This is a genomic window from Mesorhizobium sp. M1006, from assembly GCF_040318825.1.
Taxonomy (GTDB): domain Bacteria; phylum Pseudomonadota; class Alphaproteobacteria; order Rhizobiales; family Rhizobiaceae; genus Mesorhizobium.
Genome location: NZ_JAMYMZ010000052.1, coordinates 12279 through 32815, shown reverse-complemented (window position 1 = coordinate 32815; position 20537 = coordinate 12279). Strand labels below are relative to the sequence as shown.

The 20537-nt window shown below is 62.7% G+C and carries 27 protein-coding genes and 1 pseudogene; 19 read left to right on the top strand and 9 right to left on the bottom strand.

Annotated elements, in window-relative coordinates:
* Nucleotides 1–31: 31 nt before the first annotated feature.
* A pseudogene (locus tag NKH60_RS29630) lies at nucleotides 32–418 on the top strand (phosphotransferase); the annotation flags it as partial.
* A 37-nt stretch (nucleotides 419–455) separates the two neighbouring features.
* On the opposite strand, the gene NKH60_RS29625 reads toward NKH60_RS29630, so the two are convergent.
* Nucleotides 456–923, bottom strand: coding sequence for a carboxymuconolactone decarboxylase family protein (locus tag NKH60_RS29625; RefSeq protein ID WP_352617651.1), 468 nt, complete (start codon nucleotides 921–923; stop codon nucleotides 456–458).
* 85 nt (nucleotides 924–1008) lie between these two features.
* On the opposite strand from NKH60_RS29625, the gene NKH60_RS29620 reads away from it, so the two are divergent.
* The 4 genes from NKH60_RS29620 to NKH60_RS29605 all read left to right on the top strand — a co-directional run bounded on the left by NKH60_RS29620 (nucleotide 1009) and on the right by NKH60_RS29605 (nucleotide 3718).
* Nucleotides 1009–1680 carry a TetR/AcrR family transcriptional regulator gene (locus NKH60_RS29620; protein WP_352874361.1) on the top strand — a complete coding sequence of 224 codons (672 nt, stop codon included), beginning with the start codon at nucleotides 1009–1011 and terminating at the stop codon, nucleotides 1678–1680.
* A gap of 4 nt (nucleotides 1681–1684) precedes the next feature.
* Entirely contained in the window at nucleotides 1685–2296 is a 612-nt protein-coding gene (locus tag NKH60_RS29615; protein WP_352472592.1) for a hypothetical protein, read from the top strand.
* A complete protein-coding gene (locus NKH60_RS29610; protein WP_352874359.1) occupies nucleotides 2293–3141 on the top strand; it encodes a 23S rRNA (adenine(2030)-N(6))-methyltransferase RlmJ in 849 nt (282 codons plus the stop codon). Before NKH60_RS29615 ends, NKH60_RS29610 begins: the two co-directional genes overlap by 4 nt.
* Nucleotides 3142–3265: 124 nt before the next feature.
* On the top strand, nucleotides 3266–3718 hold the full coding sequence (locus tag NKH60_RS29605) for a hypothetical protein (RefSeq protein ID WP_352874357.1): 453 nt from the start codon (nucleotides 3266–3268) through the stop codon (nucleotides 3716–3718).
* A gap of 36 nt (nucleotides 3719–3754) precedes the next feature.
* Here NKH60_RS29605 and NKH60_RS29600 read toward each other — a convergent pair whose 3' ends face one another.
* Nucleotides 3755–4114 (bottom strand): VOC family protein, encoded by a 360-nt coding sequence (locus NKH60_RS29600; RefSeq protein ID WP_352874355.1) that lies wholly within the window; start codon nucleotides 4112–4114, stop codon nucleotides 3755–3757.
* A gap of 115 nt (nucleotides 4115–4229) precedes the next feature.
* Here NKH60_RS29600 and NKH60_RS29595 point away from each other — a divergent pair, with 115 nt between their 5' ends.
* Nucleotides 4230–4982 carry a sulfite exporter TauE/SafE family protein gene (locus NKH60_RS29595; RefSeq protein ID WP_352874363.1) on the top strand — a complete coding sequence of 251 codons (753 nt, stop codon included), beginning with the start codon at nucleotides 4230–4232 and terminating at the stop codon, nucleotides 4980–4982.
* Nucleotides 4983–5020: 38 nt separating this feature from the next.
* Here NKH60_RS29595 and NKH60_RS29590 read toward each other — a convergent pair whose 3' ends face one another.
* A complete protein-coding gene (locus NKH60_RS29590; protein ID WP_352501863.1) occupies nucleotides 5021–5656 on the bottom strand; it encodes a TetR/AcrR family transcriptional regulator in 636 nt (211 codons plus the stop codon).
* Nucleotides 5657–5718: 62 nt separating this feature from the next.
* Between NKH60_RS29590 and NKH60_RS29585 the strand changes: the two genes are divergently transcribed.
* The 3 genes from NKH60_RS29585 (at nucleotide 5719) to NKH60_RS29575 (ending at nucleotide 8240) form a co-directional block, all read left to right on the top strand.
* On the top strand, nucleotides 5719–6249 hold the full coding sequence (locus NKH60_RS29585) for a DinB family protein (RefSeq protein ID WP_352874353.1): 531 nt from the start codon (nucleotides 5719–5721) through the stop codon (nucleotides 6247–6249).
* 495 nt (nucleotides 6250–6744) lie between these two features.
* Nucleotides 6745–7158: a hypothetical protein gene (locus NKH60_RS29580; RefSeq protein ID WP_352874351.1), complete on the top strand. Its 414-nt coding sequence runs from the start codon at nucleotides 6745–6747 to the stop codon at nucleotides 7156–7158.
* Between the two features lie 485 nt (nucleotides 7159–7643).
* Nucleotides 7644–8240, top strand: a complete 597-nt coding sequence (locus tag NKH60_RS29575) for a glutathione S-transferase family protein (RefSeq protein WP_352874350.1) — start codon at nucleotides 7644–7646, stop codon at nucleotides 8238–8240.
* Between the two features lie 77 nt (nucleotides 8241–8317).
* Here the strand turns inward: NKH60_RS29575 and NKH60_RS29570 are convergent, their stop codons facing one another.
* Nucleotides 8318–8968 carry an outer membrane protein gene (locus tag NKH60_RS29570; RefSeq protein ID WP_292662341.1) on the bottom strand — a complete coding sequence of 217 codons (651 nt, stop codon included), beginning with the start codon at nucleotides 8966–8968 and terminating at the stop codon, nucleotides 8318–8320.
* 419 nt (nucleotides 8969–9387) lie between these two features.
* On the opposite strand from NKH60_RS29570, the gene NKH60_RS29565 reads away from it, so the two are divergent.
* The 7 genes from NKH60_RS29565 to NKH60_RS29535 all read left to right on the top strand — a co-directional run bounded on the left by NKH60_RS29565 (nucleotide 9388) and on the right by NKH60_RS29535 (nucleotide 14994).
* The gene (locus tag NKH60_RS29565; protein WP_352472599.1) at nucleotides 9388–10164 is read left to right on the top strand and encodes an SDR family oxidoreductase; all 777 of its coding nucleotides are present in this window, start codon (nucleotides 9388–9390) and stop codon (nucleotides 10162–10164) included.
* The gene (uvrC, locus tag NKH60_RS29560) at nucleotides 10161–12239 is read left to right on the top strand and encodes an excinuclease ABC subunit UvrC (RefSeq protein WP_352817566.1); all 2079 of its coding nucleotides are present in this window, start codon (nucleotides 10161–10163) and stop codon (nucleotides 12237–12239) included. Before NKH60_RS29565 ends, uvrC begins: the two co-directional genes overlap by 4 nt.
* 100 nt (nucleotides 12240–12339) lie before the next feature.
* On the top strand, nucleotides 12340–12936 hold the full coding sequence (pgsA, locus tag NKH60_RS29555) for a CDP-diacylglycerol--glycerol-3-phosphate 3-phosphatidyltransferase (protein ID WP_023719790.1): 597 nt from the start codon (nucleotides 12340–12342) through the stop codon (nucleotides 12934–12936).
* Between the two features lies 1 nt (nucleotide 12937).
* Complete coding sequence (moaD, locus tag NKH60_RS29550) at nucleotides 12938–13195, top strand: molybdopterin converting factor subunit 1 (protein WP_023677674.1); 258 nt, start codon at nucleotides 12938–12940, stop codon at nucleotides 13193–13195.
* A gap of 3 nt (nucleotides 13196–13198) precedes the next feature.
* A complete protein-coding gene (locus tag NKH60_RS29545) occupies nucleotides 13199–13678 on the top strand; it encodes a molybdenum cofactor biosynthesis protein MoaE (protein ID WP_352874348.1) in 480 nt (159 codons plus the stop codon).
* Between the two features lie 85 nt (nucleotides 13679–13763).
* Nucleotides 13764–14531, top strand: coding sequence for a YbaY family lipoprotein (locus tag NKH60_RS29540; protein WP_352874347.1), 768 nt, complete (start codon nucleotides 13764–13766; stop codon nucleotides 14529–14531).
* Nucleotides 14532–14724: 193 nt separating this feature from the next.
* On the top strand, nucleotides 14725–14994 hold the full coding sequence (locus NKH60_RS29535; RefSeq protein WP_352667151.1) for a hypothetical protein: 270 nt from the start codon (nucleotides 14725–14727) through the stop codon (nucleotides 14992–14994).
* Between the two features lie 74 nt (nucleotides 14995–15068).
* Here NKH60_RS29535 and NKH60_RS29530 read toward each other — a convergent pair whose 3' ends face one another.
* The 5 genes from NKH60_RS29530 to NKH60_RS29510 all read right to left on the bottom strand — a co-directional run bounded on the left by NKH60_RS29530 (nucleotide 15069) and on the right by NKH60_RS29510 (nucleotide 18714).
* Nucleotides 15069–15677 carry a class I SAM-dependent methyltransferase gene (locus NKH60_RS29530; RefSeq protein WP_352874345.1) on the bottom strand — a complete coding sequence of 203 codons (609 nt, stop codon included), beginning with the start codon at nucleotides 15675–15677 and terminating at the stop codon, nucleotides 15069–15071.
* A gap of 257 nt (nucleotides 15678–15934) precedes the next feature.
* Nucleotides 15935–16357, bottom strand: coding sequence for a nucleoside-diphosphate kinase (gene ndk, locus NKH60_RS29525; protein WP_352820224.1), 423 nt, complete (start codon nucleotides 16355–16357; stop codon nucleotides 15935–15937).
* Between the two features lie 244 nt (nucleotides 16358–16601).
* Nucleotides 16602–16898: a DUF1905 domain-containing protein gene (locus tag NKH60_RS29520; RefSeq protein WP_352617688.1), complete on the bottom strand. Its 297-nt coding sequence runs from the start codon at nucleotides 16896–16898 to the stop codon at nucleotides 16602–16604.
* A 156-nt stretch (nucleotides 16899–17054) separates the two neighbouring features.
* Nucleotides 17055–17690, bottom strand: coding sequence for a 5,6-dimethylbenzimidazole synthase (gene bluB / locus NKH60_RS29515; protein WP_352783922.1), 636 nt, complete (start codon nucleotides 17688–17690; stop codon nucleotides 17055–17057).
* Nucleotides 17691–18003: 313 nt separating this feature from the next.
* Entirely contained in the window at nucleotides 18004–18714 is a 711-nt protein-coding gene (locus NKH60_RS29510; protein ID WP_352874343.1) for a glutathione S-transferase family protein, read from the bottom strand.
* 77 nt (nucleotides 18715–18791) lie between these two features.
* On the opposite strand from NKH60_RS29510, the gene NKH60_RS29505 reads away from it, so the two are divergent.
* From NKH60_RS29505 to NKH60_RS29495, 3 genes are all read left to right on the top strand, one after another.
* Nucleotides 18792–19304 (top strand): DinB family protein, encoded by a 513-nt coding sequence (locus NKH60_RS29505; RefSeq protein WP_352472607.1) that lies wholly within the window; start codon nucleotides 18792–18794, stop codon nucleotides 19302–19304.
* Between the two features lie 14 nt (nucleotides 19305–19318).
* On the top strand, nucleotides 19319–19618 hold the full coding sequence (locus NKH60_RS29500; protein WP_352452962.1) for a hypothetical protein: 300 nt from the start codon (nucleotides 19319–19321) through the stop codon (nucleotides 19616–19618).
* A gap of 130 nt (nucleotides 19619–19748) precedes the next feature.
* Nucleotides 19749–20537, top strand: a complete 789-nt coding sequence (locus NKH60_RS29495; RefSeq protein ID WP_352501873.1) for a GGDEF domain-containing protein — start codon at nucleotides 19749–19751, stop codon at nucleotides 20535–20537.

Sequence of the window (20537 nt, the reverse complement as noted above, 5' to 3'; positions counted from 1 at the left end):
CGGGGCGCGGGGGGCCCGATACTAAACGCCCGCGGCCGAGGCCGGGTGGGTTAGGGCCTTTCCCTGGCTTTGGCAGGGCCCGCCGGTCTGGGTCCATGGCGACGTCGCCTCGGGCAATCTGCTCGTCGAAGATGGCAAGCTCTACGCGGTCGTCGATTTCGGTAGTTCGGCTATCGGCGATCCTGCCTGTGATCTGGTGATCGCGTGGACGGAATTTTACGGCGAGAGCCGTCAGGCGTTCCGCGACGCCATTGCCCTTGACGAGCACAGCTGGGCGCGCGCACGGGGCTGGGCGTTGTGGAAGGCGCTGATCGTCGCTTCGGGACATGACGGCAACCAGCGCGAGGCGGAAAAATCGTGGCGGGTCATCGATGAGGTGCTGGCGGATCACACAAAACAGTCGAAGCGGGAAGGCTAATTCAGTCTGAACGCGTCCCGCTCTAATAACGAAAGCATTACTGCCCGCCCATCTCCTTCCTGAACGTATCGAAATCGACCTGCATGCCGTTGAAGATGGTGCTCCAATGGCGGGTCAGCGCTGAAACGGCGACCGCCTCCTGGATCTCCTCGTCGGTGGCGCCGGCGCGCTTGGCGTCCTGCGTGTCCGACCAGATACAGTAGTTGCACGGGATTTGCGCCGCCACCGCCAGCGAGATCAGCGACTTGACCTTGGGCGGCAGCGCCGTCTTGTCGCTGAGCTGGATGGCCTTGACCTCGGCCCATGCACCGGGCAGACCGGCTTTCGGGAACTGCTTTACGAAACCGGGCACCCCGCCCATGGTCGACTGGATGTCCTTGACGGTCGCGTCATACTCATCGGCATAAGAAGGAGCTGCAGCCAGGGTCAGCACACAGGTGGCGGCGAGCAGGAAGGCGCGGCGGATGGAAGAATGCGTTGATGAAAGAGTACGATAGGCAGACATGACATTCTCCTCTGGCGTTTGTTGGCCTTACGGTGTAAGGTAACGTCGAAAATGAACCTTACAGCGTAAGTTGTCAAGCGGCACCATGGACACATCGATCAAAAAAAAGCGACCGCGCGGCCGGCTGTCTCGCGAGATGATCGAGAATGCCGCTTTGAAGGTGATCGAGAGCGAGGGCCTCGCCGGGTTTTCGATGCGCAAGCTGGCGGCAGAACTCGGCTGCGAAGCCATGAGCATCTATCACCACTTTCCTTCGGTGGCGCATCTCTTCGAAGCCTTGGTGGATCGGCTGATCGGCTCCCTCGAAATGCCCGACGCGGACCTCCCTTGGCGACAAAGGTTACGCATTGCCGTGCAGGATTTCCGCCGCGTCGCGCGTGAGCACCCGGCCTTTGCCACGTTCCTTGTAACCTACCGGATGAATTCGCCGACCTGTCTCACTTGGCTGAACGGCATCCTTGGCCTGTTCGAGGCCGGCGGCTTCGGACCGGAACTGGGTGCGCGGCTGTTCCGCACCACCGGCTATTATCTGATGGGTGCCATCCTCGACGAGACTGCCGGCTATGCAAAGGGGCCTTCGGCCGTGACCATCGTCAGCGACGAGCAACTGGCGCAGGATTTTCCAAAAGTAGCTGCGGCCGGGCGTTATTTCGGCACCGCCGAATTCGACCGGACGTTTGATCTTGGCCTTGACATGCTCCTGGACGAAATGGAGAACGCCCGCGACCGCGCCAGCGCGCCGAACACCGGGTCTTGATGTCATGCGCTCCCTGTTCGCCCTGATACTGCTCATCGGTACCGGCATCGGCGTCGTCTATCCCTGGGCGATGACCAATTTCTCCGGCCGTGAGATCGGCACCTGGCGAGTTTACGACCAGGGCCGGTTCAAGCCGGTGACCGTGCCCCTGAGCGCACGCGACGGGCCGCTACGCCTGCTGGTCGACCTTACGGCAAGAGCCGAGCGCATCGTCTCGCAGCAGCGCACTGTGTTGACCCTCACTGCCGCCACCGGCGGCAGGACGGTGCTCGCCTCGACGCTGCAGTTCAACCATTCCGACAATCCGCGCCAGGTCAGCCCGCAACTGCCGGACAGGATCTTTCGCGACGAGGCTGGCCTGATCCCGACCGTTACCCCTGGTTCCTACATCTTCACCGTCGGTCCGGGCGACGCCGAAGGCATTCCGATGCGGGCCGTCGATCTCGTCCTGCGCTCGGGGGCCGGCGAGGTCGACCGCCGGGCGCGCCCGGTTGGTTTTTCCCTGATGGCGGCGGGCCTGGTCGGGCTGGTGCTGGCATTCCGTTTCGGCGGCCGCCGGCCGGAAAATCCGAACTCGCAGCCGCCACCGCCGCGCTGGGGCAGGGGCTCCAATTGAACTATCGCCATGCCTACCATGCCGGGAACTTCGCCGACGTCGTCAAGCATGTCGTGCTCAGCCGGCTGATCGAATATCTGAAACAGAAGGACAAGGCGTTTCGGGTCATCGACACCCATGCCGGGATCGGCCGTTACGATCTGTCCTCGACCGAAGCGCAAAAGACCGGCGAATGGCAAGGCGGCATCGGCCGGCTCGTCGATGCGGCCCTCGATGCGCCGGCGGCAGCACTGCTGGCGCCGTATCTTGAAGCCGTCCGCTCGCTCAATCCGGACGGCGGCATGAAAAAATACCCGGGTTCGCCGCTGATCGCCCGGCACCTGATGCGCAAGCAGGACCGGCTGTCGGCGGTCGAGCTGCACCCTAAGGATGTTGCCAGGCTGAAGTCGCTGTTCGACGGCGACTTCCAGACGCGGGTGATCGAGCTCGACGGCTGGCTGGCGCTCGGCGCGCATCTGCCGCCAAAGGAAAAGCGCGGCCTCGTCCTCATCGATCCGCCTTTCGAGGAAGAGGGCGAATTCGGTCGCTTGGTCGACGGGCTGCAAAGAGCCCATCGGCGCTGGCCAGGAGGGATTTACGCGCTGTGGTATCCGCTCAAGGACCGCAGGGCGGTCGCCGCCTTCCGCAAGGCGCTGAAGCAGACAGGCATTCCCAGGCTGCTCGACATCGGTTTTGAGATCAGGCCGGACGCCGTCGAGCCGAGCCTCGACGGCTGCGGCATGGTGGTGGTCAATCCGCCCTTCACGCTGGAGGGTGAGTTACGGACGCTGCTGCCGGCGCTGCACCGGCTGCTTGCACTTGAGCAGCCGTCGCACTGGACGCTGGATTGGCTGGCGGGAGAGTAGTTTGAGGCGTGGCCCTGCCGTTCCGTCAGCGCAACCATCGTCACCACAACCACGGTCGCTACAACCGCTTGACCGCGCGTCAGCGAATCCGCACAGTGCGCGCAGTCGACCTTGAGAGGCTGCCATGACTCGCTTCGCCCAATCCGCCCTTGCCGCACTGCTCGCCTTTTGCACGCCGCTGGCCGCGCCTCTTGGCGTCACCCAGGCAGTCCAGGCGGCCGACCTTGCAATCTATACCGACGAGGATAGCGGCGTCTGCGGCGAGGCCTGGGTGCTGAACAAGATCACCGACCGCTTCTCCTATCAGGTGCATCACGTGCCGCATCTGCCGGATGTGCAGATCGTCGACTTCCAGCGCATCCACCAGCATCGCTATCTGCCGGCCGACGACACCTGGCCGATCGGCCGCCGTTATTGCGGCGCCACCGTCAGCCTCTCCGACGGCGGCGCTCGCACTATCTGGTACCTGATCGAGGAGGGCCAGGGCTTTGCCTCGATCGGCGACAATGTCGAATTCTGCGTCTCGGGCTTCGACCGCTGGATGATCTACAACGGCCGGTGCCGCGTCCTGCGCTGACCAGCGCCTTCCGATCCCGACGGATTGTTGCGTCACTTAGGTGGTCGAGAAAAGGAACACCTGACGGCCATCAGGATCACGGACGATCACACGTCTGCCCATAGCCGTCGCCTTGACGTCCGCAATGATTCCAAAGCCGTTGGCCTTGGCGGCAGAAGCAGCTTCATCTGCGTTGGCGACTTCGAAGCCGATCATCGTTCCCGCTCCTTCCGGCGTCGTTGCTTCTGCCGGATAGAGTTCGATCGCAAGCCCTTCACCTTGGAACGCGAAATGTATCGGACCGGAGCCATGCTGCTCTTGCCTGAAGACAATTCCGAAATTCGCGTAGAAAGCCGCGGCCGATCTGGGATCAGCCGAAAACCATGTGACAAATGCCAAGCTCGGCAAGGTGCACATTCATACCTCTCTGGTGTTGAGGGTCCAAGGTCGGACGAGGTTGCGAAAATCGGAGACTTCCATGCATGTCAACGCCAACCGACCACATCGATCATTTTGCGGGGAAACAGCACCAATGGATTCGCTTGTTTATACTGTTGCTCTCGGCGCGGTCGTTGCAGGCTTCGTCCAGGGGCTTTCCGGGTTCGCTTTCAGCCTGGTTGCCATGTCGATTTGGGTTTGGACCGTGGAGCCCCAGCTTGCAGCCGCCATGGCGGTCTTTGGGGCGCTCACCGGCCAGATCATCGCCGCCGTCACCGTCCGCCGGGGCTTCGACCTCAGGCTTCTGCTGCCCTTCCTGGTCGGCGGGATCACCGGGATTCCGGTCGGTGTCGCCATCCTGCCCTTACTGGATGTACAGTTGTTCAAGCTGGTCTTCGGAGCGCTGCTGGTCGTTTGGTGTCCCTTGATGCTCTTTGCCCGTCGCCTCCCTCCCATCACGGTCGGAGGTCCTGTTGCAGACGGCGCAATAGGTCTGGTCGGCGGCATCATGGGTGGACTTGGCGGCTTCACCGGCCCGGTTCCAACGCTGTGGTGCGTGCTGCGCCAATGGGAAAAGGACCGGCAGCGTATTGTTATCCAGAATTTCAACCTTGTGACCCTCTCCATGACGATGGCTGCCTATCTTGCGGCCGGAAAGATCAAGCTCGAAATGCTGCCGATGTTTGCCGTCGTCGCGCCGGCGATGTTGATACCGACACTCCTTGGCGCGAGACTCTACATCGGCGTTAGCGAGGCGACTTTTCGAAAGATCGTCCTCACACTCTTGGCCGCATCAGGTGCGGCATTGTTGGCATCGTCCTTGCCGCACCTCATAAGCCGGGTTTGAACGACACACAGAAATCGCGACTTCCGCCGTGCCATGCGCTATCGACCGATGCGGCCTGCTCCCGATAGGTAGGCGCAGATCAGTTCGACGAGTTGCTTTTGCAGCTCCGGCGCGGCGAGCATGTTCCGGCGTGCCGCGTTATGGATCACACCTTCGATCGCTGACGACAGCACGCGCGCAACTGCCTCCGTGTCGGCGCCTTTCCTTGGTTTGCGATAAGTGGCGACAGCAGTCGCATAGTGATTGAGGTATTGTGCCTGGAACGAAGCATGGGCGGCCCTGGAGCCGCGATCGCCCGGCGCCTCGTCGAGCAGCACCTGATGTAGTGTCGGGTGAATGCTGTGCGCGGCGATCATGCCGCGCACCAGCTCCTGCGCGAATTTCCTGAGCGGCTTTTGGTCTTCCGCCGAATCGCGAATGACCGACAGCACATGATCGAAGTGACGGCGCCGGACGGCAGCGAGCAGGGAAAGCTTGTCGGGAAAATACTGGTAGAGCGTGCCGATGCTTACACCTGCTGTCTCGGCAACCTTGTTGGTGGTGAAGCCGGCCCACCCCAGCCCGCTCAGAACATGAGCCGCCGCCTCGATGATCGCCTCGACGGTTGCCCTGGAACGCGCCTGGCGCGGCTGTTTGCGCATGCGCGGATGCGGTTTTGCAATGCGAGTAGACACGTTCGCCCATTCTCCTGAAAATATAAACAACATACTCGCATTTCCGGAAAAGGACACCGACTATGAATGCGCTCGCTCTGCTTCGCAGCCTATTTGCCTATCAGGCCTGGGCCAATGACGAACTGCTGGAAAAGCTCGCGAGTCTCGACCCGCATGTTCACGGCAAGGAACGGCAGGCCGTGATAGGGCTCATCGATCACAGCCATGTGGTGTCGCGGATATTCTCGGCGCACCTGGTTGACGCAAGCCATGGCTACTCCGCCGACACCACCGAGGACACGCCGGCGTTCGACGAACTTCGCGCCGCGGTCGCAGCGACCGATCGCTGGTATCTCGATTATCTCGAAACCGTTTCGTCGCGGCAGCTGTCCGAGTCCGTCGCATTCGTGTTCACCGACGGGGATAAGGCATTGATGTCGCGACAGGAAATGCTGACCCACGTCGTACTGCACGGCGGCTATCATCGCGGTGAAGCGGGGCGCATCCTGGCGCAGATTTCGGTCATGCCGCCACGGGATACCTTCGCCGTCCATCTCCACAGGGCCGAGCCTTCGCGCCGGCTGCAGATGAGCCGTGAGCCGCTCGGCGCCTGAACGGCCGAGCGCATTCGATCACGAGGTCGGCTCGACCGGATCTATCGAGCGATATCCTGTCCTTCAGAAATGCGAGCTATCTGCTTACTTTCATCGCGTCGTGCAAGATAGTGCAGCGGCGTGCTCGTCGCGTTGCTTCCTACTTACCTGTAGTTTATCTTTTCGAACAAGACGAGGCGGGCGACCGCCTTCGTTCTTGACAATGTTCGCGCTGAGCGTCGGACGTTGAAGCGCAAAAGCTGGTCGAAAAGGTCCTGAGCTTGACGAGAAGACCGGTCGAGATAGAGCGACCAGAATTTCTGTCGCAGAACTTCGCTGCGGGACACAAAGATTCGCAGCCGGTTTTTGCGCGGGTAAAATGGTCGCGCGCTCGCCGTAACCGAAACTTAAGCTGCAAAAATCATTCTAATGCTTCGCTGGCTAGCAAGCCGCGAGTCAGATATGCAATGCGCGCCGGGTCAATAACGGCCGTCGGCACAACGGAAGGGGCATGATATGGCTAAGCAGTCATCCAAAGCGCCGGCATCCAAGGCACCGGCAAAGTCACCGGCAAAGAAAGCACCGGCAAAAGCAGCCGCGGCAAAGGCCGCAACTGCTGTGAAGAAAGCAGCACCCGCGGCCAAAGCGAAGGCCGCTGCGCCTAAGGCAAAAGCAGCGCCGGCCAAAAAGCCGGCCGCCAAGGCCGCGGCAAAACCGGCCGTGAAGAAAGCAGCACCTGCCAAGGCAAAAGCAGCACCGGCCAAGGCTGCACCGGCCAAGAAGCCGGCTGCAAAGGCCGTGGCGAAGCCCGCTGCGAAGAAGGCAGCACCGGCAAAGGCCGCCGCTGCGAAATCTTCCGCAGCAGTGAAGAAAGCAGCGCCCGCGGCCAAGCCGAAGGCAGCGCCCGCAAAGGCGAAGGCCAAGAAGTAGTCGCCGTTCTCCGATCGCCGGGGACAGTACTCAAGACAGCCATGGCGGGATGCCTAATAGGCGCCTCGCTTGCTGGCTGACGGTCGGGCAGGACGAGAAAGAGGCGGGAGGAAGACATCTTTTCGCAGCTCCCAGGACTTCGCCGTGCGGCGAAGTCCGGTGGGATTTTCGTGGCTGCCAAAACCAACCTTCGGTGCAAGGCCTAGTTGGTAGTTGCTCGGATCTGGATTGTCCGACGCGCTCGCGTCTGCCGACGCACCTCCGATTCATCGCATCCGAACGCGAGACAATGGTTGTACGCTGGCGGCGCGGTTTTCCGCCTCTGGCCGTTGATGAACCCTGCATGATCGGTCAACGGTGCCCATGCACGAGCCCCTGTCGGAATCGATTTTCGGTGAGGGTCATGCACGAAGTCACAATGCTACCGCATCCTTTGCGCGTCCAATGGGGCATATGGAGCTGTAGCCGGCAAACAGGAATCGACAATGCCCAGACTGCTCTACGCGTCTACTTCTCCCTACAGTTCCAAGGTGCGCATGGCAGCACTTCATGCCGGCATCGCCGTCGATCTCGTGCCGATAAAGACCGAGGAAAGACCGGCCGCGCTGATCGGCGCCAATCCGCTCGGCAAGATCCCGGTGCTGGTGCTCGACGACGGCCGCTCGGTCCATGACAGCCGCGCCATCACCCAGCATCTCAACCGGATGTCGAAGAAAGCATTGTTTCCGCGCAATCCCGACAAGCGCCTCGAGGCGGAGGTGCTGGAGGCATTGGCCGACGGCATCTGCGACTGCGCGCTGTCGATGGTCTACGAGCGGCGCACACGGCCGGAAGAGATGGTCTACCAGCCTTGGCTCGAGCGCCAGTGGACGAAGATTTCGGACGCGCTCGATCTGCTCAACGCAAACCCGCCGAAGCTGCCGAAGAAAATCACCCTCGGCCAGATCGCATTGCGCGCCTGCCTCGGCTATCTCTCGCTGCGCTTCGCTGGAAAATGGGAAAAGGGCCGCGGCCGGCTGACGCGCTGGGCGGCACGCTTCGACGAGAAATTCCCGGAGCTGAAGCCCGCCATCCCGGCTTGAGGGCGGGCGGCCCCAACCGGTGCCACAAAAAAAGCCGGGCGCGAGGCCCGGCTTTTTCGTGTCGTGGCTTGGACGACTTAGAACTTCATACCGACGCCGAAAGTGACGCGATTGTCGGTCGACTTGACCTTGCCGATACCGTCGAAGTCCTTCCTGCCGAAGTCCGTGTAACGATACTCGACACGGCCGAACACATTGTCGGTGATCTTGATGTCGGTACCGACGCCGGCTGTCCAGCCAAACTGCGTGTTGGTGTCGCTTACGCCGGCAGCTTCAATCTTCTGGTTCTTCAGCGCGCCACCGGCGGTGCCGTAGAGCAGGATGTCCGGGGTGACAGCGTAGCCGAGGCGGGCACGCAGCGAGCCCTCGAAGCCACCCTTGGCCTCGATGCCGGCATCGTCGCCCTTGACGCCGTTGTAGCCGATATCGGCTTCGGCACCGTAGACGAAGTTCTCCTGCTGCCAGTTATAGCCGCCGAAGACGCCGCCGACAAAACCCTTGGTGTCGACGTCGACGCCAATGTCTTTGGCTTTGGCGTGGCCAGCGAAGCCGTAGCCGACGCTCACACCGGCATAGGGACCGGCCCAGGATGCGACCGGAAGTTCTGCGATCGGGGCAGGTGCCGGCGGCTCTTCCTGAACCACGTCCGCGGCATAGGCGGTTCCGCCGAGGGCGAACAGCCCAAACGCCACCGCGAGCGGTCGCGCAAATTTAAGATTGGCTTGCATTGTTCTTTACTCCTTAAGCCACAGGACACAGGCTTGTTGTTTATGAGCGCCCTCAACCCGTCCGGGGGATGAAACGGATCCGGCGTTCAACGGTTCCAAATGTCGTGTCGAAATGCGGCTGAAGCGAACCTGAACTTGGGTCATTCCCTGGCACGAATGAGGCAGAACCTTGACGTTGCATCTTCGCAACAGCGAATGTCAGCAGGTTCGCCGTGCTGCACTGCACACGGCTTGGTGTAAGGGCTCCAGAGCCCTATATTGCGGGCGGGCTGGCCCGAATTCCGGTCGAGCCAAAACGCCCACCGGGCACTTTGCCACAATCCTGCCCCAGGTGGAAATGGGATTTAACGCTTGGCGGGCCATAATTTGCCGGCGCGATCCCGGCAGGCCGGAATCGGCATCGGATTAAGGATTGACAGATGAGCAAGGTCGCCGCGACGGCACTGGTGACGGGCGGTGCGAAACGGATCGGCAGGGCGATCGTCGAAGATCTTGCCGCGCATGGTTTTGCCGTCGCCATTCACTGCAATCGCTCGCTGGCCGAGGCGGAGGCACTGGCGGCCGAAATCAACAGTGGTCATTTTGGTCGACATGGCCGGGCCGCAGTGATTGCTGCCGACCTGACCGAGATGGACGCCGTCAGCAACCTGGTCGGTCGCGCGGCGGCGGCGCTCGGGCCGGTGTCGCTGCTGGTCAACAACGCCTCGCTGTTCGAGCACGACAGCGTTGAGGATTTCGACTGGCCGGCCTGGGATCGCCATTTCGCCATGCACGTCAAGGCGCCGGCGCTGTTGGCACAGACTTTCGCCCGGGCCTTGCCGCAGAACAGTGAGGGGCTGATCGTCAACATGATCGATCAGCGCGTCTGGCGGCCGACGCCGCGTTATTTCTCCTATGCGCTGTCGAAGTCGACGTTGTGGGCGGCGACCGAGATGATGGCGCAGGCGCTGGGTCCCCGCATCCGTGTCAACGCCATTGGTCCTGGCCCGACCTTGAAGAACACGCGCCAGCACGACAGCGATTTCGATGCTCAGATTGCCGGGCTGATCCTGAAACGCGGCCCGGAATTGCCGGAATTCGGTGCCACTATCCGTTATCTCTGGGCGGCACGCTCGGTCACCGGCCAGATGATCGCGCTTGACGGCGGCCAGCATCTTGCATGGCAGACGCCCGATGTGACAGGCATGACGGAATGAGCCCCATGGACCAGAAACAAAAAACGCGCGGTGGCGCCGACGACCTGCCGCCCGAAATCGACCTCGAGGACGAGGCGGCCGAGGAGGTCGTCGAGCCTGCAGCCAGCGGTCCGGACGTTACCTTCACCGCCATCGACTGGACCCCGCATGCCGGCGACGCCGACGGCATGGTCGGCGCCGAGGTGATCCAGACGCTGGTAAAGCGGCTGCCCAATGCGCCCGGCGTCTACCGCATGATGAATGCCGCCGGCGACGTGCTCTATGTCGGCAAGGCACGCAGCCTGAAGAAGCGGGTCACCAGCTACGCGCAAGGCCGGTTCCACACCAGCCGTATCGGCCGCATGGTGCGCGAGACATCGACGATGGAGTTCGTCGTCACCCGCACCGAGATCGAAGCGCTGCTGCTTGAAGCCAACCTCATCAAGCGCTTGCGGCCACGCTTCAACGTGCTGATGCGCGACGACAAGTCGTTCCCCTATATCCTGTTGACCGGCGACCATGTCTCGCCCGGTATTTACAAGCACCGCGGCGCGCGCTCGCGCAAGGGCGACTATTTCGGCCCCTTCGCCTCGGCCGGCGCAGTTGGCCGTACCATCAACTCGCTGCAGCGCGCCTTCCTGCTCAGGAGCTGCACCGACTCCTTCTACGAGAACCGCACCCGGCCTTGCCTTTTGTTCCAGATCAAGCGCTGCGCCGGCCCGTGCACCGGCGAAATCTCGCACGGCGACTATGCAAGGCTTGTCGCCGAGGCGAAGGATTTTCTCTCCGGCCGCAGCCAGAAGGTGAAGACGGAGATCTCCGCCGCCATGCAGCAGGCTTCGGAGAACCTCGATTTCGAACGCGCCGCCATCTATCGCGATCGGCTGGCGGCGCTGTCGCATGTGCAGAGCCATCAAGGCATCAATCCGCAGACCGTCGACGAGGCCGATGTCTTCGCCATCCATCAGGAGGGCGGCCAGGTCTGCATCCAGGTGTTCTTCTTCCGCACCGGCCAGAACTGGGGCAACCGCGCCTATTTTCCCAAGGCCGATCCGGCGCTCGAAGCCGGCGAGGTGCTGGGATCGTTCCTGGCGCAGTTCTACGACGACAAGCCGACGCCACGCACCATCCTGTTGTCGCATGGCGTCGAGGACCAGGAATTGCTGGCGGAGGCCCTCTCCACCCGCGCCGGCCGCAAGGTGTCGATCTCCGTGCCGCAGCGCGGCGAGAAGAAGGACCTGACCGACAACGCGCTGCAGAACGCGCGCGAAGCGCTCGGCCGGCGGCTCGCCGAAACCTCGACCCAGGCGCGGCTGCTCACTGGCTTTGCCGAGACCTTCGGCCTGGAAAAACCGCCGGTGCGCATCGAGGTCTATGACAACTCGCACATCATGGGCACCAACGCCGTCGGCGCCATGGTCGTCGCCGGGCCGGAAGGTTTTGTGAAGAACCAGTATCGAAAGTTCAACATCCGCTCGACCGAGATCACGCCGGGCGACGATTTCGGCATGATGCGCGAGGTGATGCAGAGGCGCTTCTCGCGGCTGTTGAAGGAACATGGCGATGCCCCGCAAACCAAGGGCGCGGACGAGGCGAGCCCTACCGCACCGGGCGACGATATCGAGGACGCGGGCGGCTTCCCGGCCTGGCCCGACGTCATCCTCATCGACGGCGGCCAGGGCCAGATGACGGCGGTGCGCAAGATTCTCGCCGATCTCGGCATCGAGGACCGCGTCGTGGCCATCGGCATCGCCAAGGGTCAGGACCGCGATGCCGGCCGCGAACGCTTCTTCGTCAAGGGCAAGGCCCCATTCTCGCTGCCCGTTCGCGATCCGGTGCTCTATTTCGTCCAGCGGCTGCGCGACGAAGTCCATCGCTTCGCCATCGGTTCGCACCGCGCCCGCCGCAAGAAGGAGATGGTCAAGAGCCCGCTCGACGAGATCAGCGGCATCGGCCCCGGCCGCAAGCGCGCGCTGCTGATGCATTTCGGTACGGCCAAGGCGGTCAGCCGTGCCGCCGTCGAGGACCTGGTCAAGGTCGACGGCATTTCGGAGCAGGTGGCGAAATTGGTCTACAATCATTTTCACGAGAGCTAAGACCTATTGCCGATATTTCGGCTGGCTAATCGATTCTGGCCTGTTGACCCCCCACATTCGCTTCTGATTTGACTAAGCAGGCAGAAAGAGTTCCCAAAACATGTCCCAGCGCGCATTCAACCTGCCCAACATGCTCACTTACGCCCGCATCCTGGCGGTGCCGCTGGTGGTGCTGTGCTTCTTCCTGGAAGGGCATCTGAAATCGAGCGACTTCGCCCGCTGGTCGGCGCTCATCATTTTCCTGCTCGCCTCGATCACCGATTACTTCGACGGCTATCTGGCGCGCGCCTGGCAGCAGACCTCCAACATCGGCAAGATGCTCGACCCGATCGCCGACAAGCTGCTGGTCGCCACTTGCCTGCTGCTGCTTGCCGCCGACACCGACCGCCATGCCGGCATCGCCGGCTGGTCGCTATGGGCGGCGATCATCATCCTGTGCCGCGAGATCCTGGTCTCGGGCCTGCGCGAATATCTGGCGGCCTTGAAGGTCTCGGTGCCGGTGACGCAGCTCGCCAAATGGAAGACCACCATCCAGATGATCGCCATCGCCTTCCTGCTTGCAGGTCCCGCCGGCGACAAGATCTTCCCGCTGACCACCCAGACCGGGCTGGTGCTGCTGTGGATCGCAGCCCTGGTGACGCTCTACACCGGCTACGACTATTTCCGCGCCGGCCTCAAGCACATCATGGATGAATAAAATGTCGACGAAGCTCATCTATTTCGCCTGGGTGCGCGAGCGGATCGGCAGACCGGAGGAAGAGGTCGAACTGCCGGCCGGCATCGAAACGGTCGCCGACCTGTTGCGCTGGCTGAAATCGCGCGGCGAGGAGTACGAGAACGCGCTGCAATATCCTGACGTGATCCGCGTCGCCATCAACCAGGAACACGTCGAGCACCGCGAGAAGATCGCCGGCGCGCGCGAGATCGCGCTGTTCCCGCCGATGACCGGTGGCTGAACCATGTCCGCGGTGGTGCCGGTCGTGCGCATCCAGGCGGAGGATTTCGACGTCGCCGCCGAGATCGCCAGGCTGACCAGGGGTCGCAACGATATCGGCGCTGTGGTGACCTTCTCCGGCCTTTGCCGCGACGAGCAAGGCAGGCTCTCGGCGCTCGAGCTCGAACATTATCCCGGCATGGCGGAAGCCGAGATATCCCGCATCGCCGGCGAGGCAATCGAGCGCTGGCCGCTGCAGGGGCTCACCGTCATCCATCGCCACGGCAAGATCGCGCCGGGCGAAAACATCGTGCTGGTGGTGTCCGCTTCCGCCCACCGGCAGGCGGCGTTCGAGGCCGCGAATTTCCTGATGGATTATTTGAAATCACGGGCGCCGTTCTGGAAAAAGGAACACCATAGCGACGGTTCCGAGGGCGGCTGGGTCGATGCCAAGGATGCCGACGACAAGGCGGCGAGCCGCTGGAAGCAGCCGCCGTCCAAATAAATCCCTGCGACAGCCATCCCATACCCTGCCGGCCATTCATTGACCGTAATCCTGCGAGACCCTTCGCCGGAAGGGGAGCAGGATCATGCTGGACAGGATCGCCGAGTTCTTCATCTTCGGACTGGTGCCGCTGGCCGTCGGCATCCTGGCCGTCCCGGATCGTTCCGCGGCTGCCGAAAAGACCCTCAAGGGCGAGGTGATGTATCGCGAGCGCATCGCGCTGCCGCCCAATGCCGTGCTTTCCGTGCAGCTTGCCGACGTGTCGCTGGCCGACGCGCCGGCCGCAATCATCGGTGAGCGCAAGGTGGTGCCGGCCGGCCAGGTGCTGATCAAGTTCGAGATCAGCTTCGATCCGCAGGTGATCCGGCCTGATATGACCTACGCGCTGCAGGCGCGCATCACTGTCGATGACCGGCTGCTATTCGTCACCGATACGCGCCTCCAGGTCGACCCGCTCAGCGACGCGCCACAGACCATCATGCTGAAAATGGCGGCGCCGGGCGACGAGCCGACGGCAGCCTCCGTGTTCGGCCAAAGTTGGCTGGTCGAATATATCGACGGCATCGGCGTGATTGCCGAGCCACGGGCGACATTCCGCATCAGCGAAGCCGGCAAGGCCGGCGGCAGCGGCCCTTGCAACGTCTATTTCGCCACCGCCAGGATAAACGGCTCGACGATCGCTGTCAGCGACATCGGCTCGACCTTCAAGGCCTGCGCGCCTCAGGTCATGGCCGAGGAAAAGGCGCTGTTCGAGGCGCTGGCCAAAGCAGCATCCTACCACGTCGACGCCGGCAAGCTTGTCATCGCCGACAGAGACGGCCGCGACATCCTGCGCTTCAACGCCGCGAGCTAGCGCTTAGTCCGCGCCGATTGGCCCGCGCGGCAGCCGCATGCCGATCACGTTGTGTTTCAGCGGGAATAGGCCGGGCAGGGGGCGCGTTAGTTCTTCATGAATGGCGGGTAAGGCAAAAGGGACGTTTGTCCCTTCGTTGAAGCCGCCAGAATGGCTGCGGCTCGTTCTGGCCTTAACTCAAAGGAGTCCAGACATGAAAACGCACACGCTTATCCTTGCCGCCACCGGTGCATCGCTCCTTGCCTTTACCGGCCTTGCCAAGGCGGACGACCATCTCGTCAATGCTCTTGACCACGGTCTCAAAGCGGACAGCCAACCGTTCCAGACCAACAAGGCCGGCCATAGCGGCGATCTCGCACCGGGGCAGGGCAGCCCGTTTTCAGGTGAAGAGACCAAGACCCCGTCTACCGACACGCCAGCGGCGAATGAACATGCGAACGTGAAGGAACGCCAGGCGAAATAGACCGGCAGAACCCGCCGCTAGGGGGCGGCGGGCGACATGTATCGGGCGACGATGCCGCATCTCATGCGATATTCTCAATTCGTCGCGAGTTTGAATACCGCGCCATAGTGATAGGGCGGCACATCAACCAGCTCGGCGAGCTTGAACCCGCTCGCTTCCACCGACGCGGTGGTCTGTTCGGGTGACAGCCTCAGCTCGGTCTTTGGCCCGCGCGGCTCGCCCAGGACCGTGGTTTGCTCGCGCGGATACTGGTGCCAGTTGACGATGGCAAAACGACCGGCAGGGCCAAGCGTCGCGCGCACGGCGCGGGCAAGTCGCGGCCGATCCGGAACGCCGTGGAAAGCGTTGGCGATAAGGACGAAGTCGACGGTTTGAGGCACCAGCCCGGCAAGCTCATAGGCGTCGCCCGCCAAAAACTCGCAATTGCCCGCGCCGCCTTCGGCCAGCCGCCGCCTGGCGACTTCGAGCAGATCGGCATCGATGTCGATGGCGATTACATGACGGGCGACCCTGGCGATTGGCAGCGTGAACCAGCCGTCGCCGCAGCAGAGATCGACCACGTCCGTGCCGGGCTTCATGCCGACCGCCGCCAGGACGCTGGCGGGCTCGGGCCACAGCGCTTCCCACCAGCCGCCGGTTGGCATTTCGGTGCCTTGGAAGAAACCGGGAATGGTGCTGGTCATGGCCTGGTCGGCTCCATTGTCGGGACCGCGTTTGATCCGCCCCTCCGAGCTTAACGCACCCGTGACCCGTCGAGGAGCCTGAAGCTGAAAATGTCCGCCACTGCATGTCGCGCAAAACTGTGCAGCGGTTTTGCGATAACGACATGCATCAAGACAAGAACCTGAAGCCCGTCGCAGGAGGCCGGTCGAACGCGACGCGCTTTAGCAAAAAAGGCCGGCTTTGTGCCGGCCTTCTTGATGGGGTTCGGGATGCCGGCTCAGCCGACGATCTCGGTGTCCGAGAACCAGTATTTGATCTCCTGCGCGGCGGTTTCGGGCGCATCGGAACCATGCACGGAATTCTCGCCGATCGACAGCGCGTGCAGCTTGCGGATGGTGCCTTCGGCGGCGCTTGTCGGATTGGTGGCGCCCATCACTTCGCGGTTCTTGGCAATGGCGTTCTCGCCTTCCAGTACTTGTACGACTGTCGGGCCCGACGACATGGATTCGACCAGCTCGCCGAAGAACGGACGCTCCTTGTGGACGGCATAGAAACCTTCCGCCTCGCGGCGGCTCATCCACACCCGGCGCGAAGCGACGACGCGCAGGCCGGCATCTTCCAGTATCTTGGTGATAGCGCCGGTGAGGTTGCGACGGGTCGCGTCCGGCTTGATCATGGAAAAAGTGCGTTCGAGCGCCATGGGATCGTCCTTGTGATGGAGAGTGGAATTGAAGGTGGCGGGCTCTATACAAGCCGCCCGCCGGCTTGCCAAGGGGAGGCCGGTGCAGCGCGCATTTCTGCGCTGGGGCAGCGGACTTTCAAGTCGAACCATGCCGCCGCTCATCTTTTTGCTGAGCATCGGATTTTCCGACAACCGGTACCCACTTTGGAGCCGACCGACTGGCCGCCCTATAGCGCGTCGTCGTCAGCCTGAGACTACGTCGTCATAACTGCATCTCGATCGTCAGGTTGGCCGTGTCGCCAGCCCCGAGGCCTTCGCGAACCCGCACCGCGGTCTTGATCGGCAAGAGCAGGCTGCCGGATTTCTGGTCGGGAAACAGCGATGTCCGCCATCTGGTCTGGCCGATGACGGCTTCCACGCCAAGCGAGCCCCAGGGCCTTGCCATCCCCACCATCGCCGTCTTGATCCGGGCTCCAAGCTCCGGCGGCAGCGTCACGAAATGCCAGCCGCCCTTGCCCGGATAGACCCAGATCTCGGCCTGCATGTCGTAGCGAAACATTCTATGCCCTTCCTCAGGTCAAGCCCGTCACGACTGGCTTTGCCATGGTGTCTCGCTGGCAATGCTGATGATCGGCGAAACCATCCATGACATCCACAGCCCTGCTGGGAAGGAGTCATTCTTCCCCGCAAAGAGGCTGGCAGCGCCGCCATTCCACTACCGCCTTGTCACGATAGACGGCCGCCGCGTTTCCCAGCCTTCCCGCTCCAGTTCCGGCACGCTGTGGTTCTCGCTGGGGTAGCCGATGCAGAAGTAACCGATCAGTGTCCACTCCGGCGGCACGTCCAGGATCGTCGCCATCTCGGCCGGATCGAGGATCGAGACCCAGCCCATGCCTATTCCTTCGGCGCGCGCCGCCAGCCACATCGTGTGGACCGCCATGACAGCCGAATAGTCTATGGTGGCTGGCATGGTCAGGCGGCCGAGCCCATGCCCTTGCTCGGTTGCGCGGTCGGCGAAAACCGCAAGCTGGCAGGGCGCCTCATTCAGGCCGGCAAGCTTCAGGCGCGAATACAGGGCGGCGCGTTCACCGCAAAAGCTTTGGAGTGCCTCCGCGTTGCAGCGCTCGAAGCAGGCCCTGACGGCTGCGCGGCATGCTTCGCTCTCGGCGACGACGAAGCGCCAGGGCTGGCTCAGCCCGACGGACGGTGCGGCGCTGGCAAGCTCGAGCAGCCGCTCCAGCGCTCCATCGGGGAGCGGCGTCGGCTTGAATCGCCTGACGTCGCGCCGCCACAGGAACAGGTTGGCGAGCGCAGCGCGAAAATCGGCCGGGAAATCTGGGTTTGCGATCATGGCGCGCTGCCTTTGTTGTGATTGCCCGGTTCGCCGGATGTTCGTCTTGTTTGCTTCGATCCAGGCGCTGATGAGGCGCTTCGAGCGACACTTCGTCTACCCGCCTTGTCGCATTTCGCCGGCTGGCAACTTTCAGCTAAGGCCGGACGACGTCCCTGCCGGCAACGCCGTTGGACCTCGATCGGCAAAACAAAACCCGCCTCGGCAAGCCGGGCGGGGCGTCGGTGCGAATCATCACCATATCGAGATTAGTAGCATAGCTGCCGGCACAAATCAAGAACAAAATGTGGCGTTGCCGATGAAACTGCCGATTTCAACTCTCGAGCGGGGAGATTGCTGCCGCCGCGACGTTGCGGCCGAGGCTGCCATGCAGATCGAGGCATCGTTCGAACCATTGCGCCACGACATCGCCGTCGTCGAGCAGCCGGTAGGGCGTGGCGATGCGCGCCCATTGCAGCGCGCCGAAAACGATGTAGTCGGCAAACAGCGGCGATGGGCCGCCGATGAAGGGCTGATAGCCAAGCATCGAGCGCAGCGGCTCCAGCGAGGCGCGGAAGCCGGCGAGCCCGGCGTCGCGGGTGGCGTAAACCGCCTCCAGGGGCTTGCCGAAGCGCTGCTCGCGGTTCTGCCGGAAATAGGCGGCGTTCGCCTCGTCCTGCATGGCGTGCAGGTCCAGTATCGCAGCGGTGGTGACGTAGGGATGGATGGTCAGCTGCGACCAGCGTTCGATGAAGCGCGCCGTTGCCTTGCCGCCGTCGCCGGAAAACAATGTCGGCCGCTCGGGATAGGTCTCCTCGAGATAGAGCGCGATGGCGAAGGAATCGGCCACCACCGTCTCGCCGTCGCGGATCACCGGAACGAGCTTCGAGACGCCGCCTTCCACCTTCGGCACATCGAGAAAACGGGTCGGCACGCTGGCGATGTCGAGCCCTTTGTGAGCCAGCGCCATCGCCGCCTTCCAGCAATGTGGGCTGAACGGGCGGGCGGCGTCGCGTCCGACAAGGTCGTAGAGCAGAATGGTCATTGGCGGCAGCGTCCTTGCAGTCTAACTATGGCCGAAACAGACCCGCGCGAAACAGGGTCTCGCAGGTCGAGAGAAGAATGAAACAGCATTTCAGGATGTTTGCGGCCTACAATCAATGGGCCAACGGCCGCATCTACGATGCCGCCGCCGATCTCGACGAGGAAGAGTTCGACCGCAATGTCGGCGTCTTCTTCGGTTCTATGATGGGAACGCTCAACCACCTCCTGGCAGCCGACCGTATCTGGATGAAACGCTTCACCGGCGAGGGCGACGCGCCGGCAAGGCTCGACACGGTCCTGCACCGCGCCTTGCCAGGCTTGCGGCTGGCGCGCGAGGCCGAGGACAAACGGATCATCGACTGGGTCGACGGCCTGAGCGACAAGGCGCTGTCGGGCCGCTTCTCCTACATGACCGTCTCGGATATGCGCACCGTCTCGCAGCGGCTGGCGCCGGCGCTCGACCACTTCTTCAACCACCAGACCCACCACCGCGGCCAGGCGCATGCGATCCTGACCATTCTGGGCAAGCCAAGCCTCGGACTGGACCTGACGATGTTCCAGCGCAGCGAGGAGGGCAGGGCTTTCGCCTGAACCTGGGGCGGCTGGTGAAGCGGACGGTGGATAGAGGGCGATCTGCCGAGATTGCAAAACGCGCCAAAACATTTTATGGAGCGGATGGTCGTGAGGGCGGCCGCTTCAGCAGCATTCAGCAGCAACAGCGAGAATTGGCACGCATGCCCAATGAACCCTTGCGCCTCGTGGCGTTCTTCGCCGTGGTCCTGGCGCTTCTCAACTCCGGTTATTATTTCCACCAGGGCGACATTGTCGCGACCATCTATTTCATGATCGGCGCCATTCTTGTGACCGCGGTAACGCGGATGAGCATCAGACGGCAGCTGATTTAGGACCGATCTTCTTATCTGGCCGCCATCTCGACGGCTGGTTCGCTTCGACTGCGATCGAATTGAAAGCAAAGTCTTAGGACTTCGTTTGCGCTGTTGCTTCAAGGTAGCCTGCTGAAGCAGGAGCAAAAGCATGCAGATCGATTTGTCCCCAACGAGCTGGGGCAGGGTCGTGGCCGTTACCGTCGCGGGCACGGCGGTCTGCATTGCAGCCGCATTCCTCGTCGATTCCTTTAATTTCCCATATTTGTCGCCGGAAGCGCTGTGGCGGGCGCAGCTCACAGACCTGCTGCTGCCGCTTGTCCTGGCCAGCTCGTTCTTCTTCTTCCTCATGTGGAAAATGCGCCAGCTGGCGATCGCGCAGAAGGTACTGGCCGTCGTCGCGGCGACCGACAGCCTGACGGCGGTATTCAACCGGGGTGCATTTTCCATGCTCGTCGAGGCCTATCTCGAACAGGCCCGCAGCCATTCCGTCGTCAATGCCGGAGCCTTGCTGATCGTCGATGCCGATCATTTCAAATCCGTCAACGACCGCCTCGGCCACGACTGCGGAGACCAGGCGCTCAAGCTGATCGCCAAGACAATCCAGGGCCAGCTACGCGGCGCCGACATCGTCGGCCGGATCGGCGGCGAGGAATTTGCGGTCTTCCTTCCCGGCGCAGATCCTTCGCAGTCCTGGCTGGTGGCGGAGACAATTCGCCGGCGCGTCCGTGAGGCGGAGTTCTCGCCTGGCGGCCGGCCCTGTCCTCTCTCGGTCAGCATCGGCGGCGTCGCCTTCAGCGGGCCGACCACCTACGCCGAGATGTTCGTGGTGGCGGACAAGCACCTTTACAGGGCCAAATCGAACGGCCGCGATCAGGTCAGTTTCGAAACCGCGGCAGCGGGCGACCCGCCGGGCGGCGGCCCGATGACGGTCCATTGA